The organism is Protofrankia sp. Cr1, from assembly GCF_963555865.1.
Taxonomy (GTDB): domain Bacteria; phylum Actinomycetota; class Actinomycetes; order Frankiales; family Frankiaceae; genus Protofrankia.
In genome coordinates, this window is record NZ_CAUVXO010000548.1 from 1 (window position 1) to 3,378 (window position 3,378).

The following is a 3,378-nucleotide window of genomic DNA, read 5'->3' on the forward strand; positions in this document are numbered from 1 at the left end:
TTGAACGCCAGCGGATTGGCGTTGCCGTAGACATACCGATGCCCTCTCTGCCAAGCTTGGCAGAGAGGGCATCGGCGGCCCGTCACCCGGCTCCACCACCCCCGGGGCTACCGCGACCACCCGGGCCAGGACCAGGTCGTCGTTCTCCCGCCGGAACAGGCACAACCCCAGCACCGCCAGCACGGTCACCGCCCCGGTCAGCACCCGGCGACGCGGGTCCACATGCCCACACCTGTCCAACACGCCCGCGATCGTGTCCCGGTCGGCCAGCAACCCCAGCATCCGGGCCAACCAGTCATCGCGGTCGGCGTGAAGCCCTGAACCCCGCCGCCCTACCCAGCCCTCACATCACCCACAGTCACCAATCAGCAGCCAAGGCACCGGGTAGGCCGCAGCCTGCCCACGTTCCGACCGATTTTTCCGATCAATTCATCGGTCCAAATCATCAAGATATTTGAGAACAGCACGCAGCAACTCCAGGTCAATCTCCCTCGATGTCGGCAACAAGAAATTCGCCCCCGTATCCGTGAGGCGGACTTCGCATACTATTTCCTGCGGAACCCCTGACGCCAGATTTCGACATTCAATATACTCATCTTCTTCGTGAATGCTAATAAATAGGAAAATTCGGTAACTATCACCACCGATTACAACATCTGTCATCTTGCCAAAAGCCCTTCAAATGTCAATCGGGCTCTCCGCACTTGCCCAGAGATCGTGTTTGATAGCTGACCATCCGTGACCTGTTGTTGTGGCGGAGCGTGACAGGTCTGGGGTCGTGAAAAGGACGTACCCGCCCATCCGGGAAGATCACGACTTGTCTAAGGTCCGTGATCGCCAGAAGAACGGGTGCGTCGTTGTTCGAGGGTACGGCTGGTCGTGCGGTGGCGGCGGTGGCGGGGTTGCCGGGGTTCGTGGCCGAGGTGTTGGAGTTCGAGGCGGATGGTTCGGCGGTGCGGCATATGGTGACGGCGCCGGAGACGGAGTGTCGCTGTCCCGGCTGCGGGGCCGTGGCGGTGCGCGTGAAGGAGCGGGTCGGCCACACGGCGCGGCACTTCGTGATGGTGCCGCTGCGGGTGACGCTCGACAAACGGGTCCTGGCCTGCGGGAGCCAGTCCTGTGAGCGGGGGTCGTTCGCCCGCCCAGCGGGGTTCACCGCGCCCGGCGGGCGGGTGACGCTGTCCGCGCTCGACACGCTCGGGCATCTGGTCGGTGACGGCATGCTGTCCGTCGACGTGGCCGCGCGGTGGGCGCGGGTGGCCTGGCACACGGCGCACGGCGCGTTCGTCAGGCTCACCGAACGGGCGGGCATCACGGTCAGTGAGCAGAAGGTGGCCAGTGACCTGCTCGCCCCGGTCCTCGCCGACGAGCCGGCCGTCGGCCCGGCCGCGCGCGAGGAGGCTGACGAGGCCGGTGCGTCGCCGCTGGCGGACGAGCCCGGGACCGAGCCGCAGGACGAGCAGGAGAACCGGCGCCGGTTGCGGTCGGTGTTCGGCCCGCTGCCCGCGACGGGCGTTCTCGGGCTCGACGACCAGCGCCGCGGGAAGCCGCGCTACCGCCGCGGCGACGAGGGCGGGTGGGAACCCGAGGCCGACCGCTGGCAGACCGTGGTGACCGACTCCGCGGGCGGGCACGGCCTGCTCGGCGTGGTCGAGACCCGAACGAAGGCCCCCGTGATCGCCTGGATCCGTGCCCAGCCGGCGGCCTGGCGCGACGAGATCTGAGCGGTCACGATCGACATGTCGACCTCCTACCGGGCCGTCGCCCGCGAGGCGCTCCCGCACGCGATCGTCGCAGCTGACCATTTTCACGTGGCCCAGCACATGGGCACGATGTGCGATGACGTGCGACGACGCATCAGCCACCAGCTCCACGGCCGGCGCGGCCGCGCCACCGACATCGAGTACCCGCTCACGAACGCGCTGCGCTACGGGCCCGGCCGGCTCTCGGACCGCGGCCGACGGAAGATCCTCGACGGGCTCGGCGAACTCGTCATGATCGACGGCGACGCCGCCTACGACCTGCGCGTGTCCTGGACCGCGAAGAACCTGCTGCTCAGGGTCCTCAAGCCGCTCTCCCCGTCACGGACCGGCCGGCCGATCACCCGCACCGAGATCGCGCACGCGCTGTTCCGGTTCTTCGACCACGTCGCGACCTTCGGTACCGGCATCCCCGAGCTCGTCACCGCGACCGAGACCATCGACAATTGGCTCGAGGAGATCACGAATGCGGTCTAGCACGGGATCTCCAACGCGGCCGCCGAGGGCGTCAACCGCCTCACGAAGCTGATCTACCGGGTGGCGTTCGGGATGACCAACGTCGCCAACCAGCAACTCCGGGCCCGGTACACCGCCTCCCGCGCCGCCCGCCCGCCGTGGCGACCGACCGTAACCGCACACGCGACCGCCACGTAATCAGACGACTACGACCTCTGGCCAACTGCGAAGAGCCGAATAAGGGGGCGGCGGACTGGCGACCACCGCGACACGGTGCACAGCACCCCGACAACCTGCCCACCAAGCCCCGCCCGGTACCCACCCGGCGGGGCTTCTAGCGCAACCGCGGTAGCGATCAGCGCACACGGGACAGCGAACGCCCGATCACCCAGCTGAACAGCGACCCGACGAGCTGGTCAGTGCGTTCCGCGGAACACAGGAACGCCCCCCATGCCGATCACTGTCGCGTCGAACCCTATCGCGTGAGCGGGGACGGGCCATTCAGTAGTGGTAGCGAACCTGAATAAGGATCAGATCGTCTCCGTGCACATGGTAGACCAGACGGTGTTCGTCCGTGATTCGTCGCGACCAGTACCCGGATAGATTCTGCGACAGCTGCTCCGGTTTACCGATTCCGGTGGCCGGGTCGCGCGCCGACTCCTCGATCAGGCGGTTAATCCGGCGCAGCGTCGTGCGGTCGTCGGCCCAGGACGTGTAGTCGGCCCAGGCCCGCGAAGTAAAAACGACCCTCACGGGCCCAGCAGCTCGTGTTCCTCCACGGCGCCTGCGTCCGCCTCGGCGATGCTGGCCGCCAAGTGCGCGGCATTGGCGGGGGAACGTAGCAGGTAAGCCGTCTCCTGCATGGACCGGAACTGGGCCTCTGACACCAGGTAGGCCGTGCCGCGCTTGGAGAGGATCTCAATCGGTTCCTGGTCGGCGTTGACCTGTTCGATCAGCGGGAACAGGCGCTTGCGTGCTTCGCTGGCGGTGACAGCCACAGCTACCTCACCTTCAAAGTGGTACACGATATCGTACCACCGCGCTGCGCGTGCGGTGAACCCTGAGGCGACCGGGGTCGGTGCTCTCGGTCATAACATGCGAATATGACGCGTCCGGTGCCGCGCGGGGTGACCCGGGCGGATGGCCGCATGTACGCGGCCGT

At 67.0% G+C, this 3,378-nt stretch carries 4 protein-coding genes and 1 pseudogene; 2 read left to right on the plus strand and 3 right to left on the minus strand.

What is annotated here, in order from left to right; all coding sequences use genetic code 11:
* Positions 1 to 282 (minus strand): transposase domain-containing protein (locus U9980_RS25545; RefSeq protein ID WP_322770263.1); only part of this gene is annotated, 282 nt, incomplete at its 3' end.
* Positions 283 to 857: 575 nt separating this feature from the next.
* On the opposite strand from U9980_RS25545, the gene U9980_RS25550 reads away from it, so the two are divergent.
* Positions 858 to 1,724: a hypothetical protein gene (locus U9980_RS25550; protein WP_322770264.1), complete on the plus strand. Its 867-nt coding sequence runs from the start codon at positions 858 to 860 to the stop codon at positions 1,722 to 1,724.
* Positions 1,725 to 1,733: 9 nt separating this feature from the next.
* A pseudogene (locus tag U9980_RS25555) lies at positions 1,734 to 2,414 on the plus strand (ISL3 family transposase).
* A gap of 303 nt (positions 2,415 to 2,717) precedes the next feature.
* Here the strand turns inward: U9980_RS25555 and U9980_RS25560 are convergent.
* Together U9980_RS25560 and U9980_RS25565 are read right to left on the minus strand one after the other, a co-directional pair.
* Positions 2,718 to 2,969, minus strand: coding sequence for a Txe/YoeB family addiction module toxin (locus tag U9980_RS25560; RefSeq protein ID WP_322770265.1), 252 nt, complete (start codon positions 2,967 to 2,969; stop codon positions 2,718 to 2,720).
* Positions 2,966 to 3,214 carry a type II toxin-antitoxin system Phd/YefM family antitoxin gene (locus U9980_RS25565; RefSeq protein ID WP_322749410.1) on the minus strand — a complete coding sequence of 83 codons (249 nt, stop codon included), beginning with the start codon at positions 3,212 to 3,214 and terminating at the stop codon, positions 2,966 to 2,968. Before U9980_RS25565 ends, U9980_RS25560 begins: the two co-directional genes overlap by 4 nt.
* Positions 3,215 to 3,378: the final 164 nt, after the last annotated feature.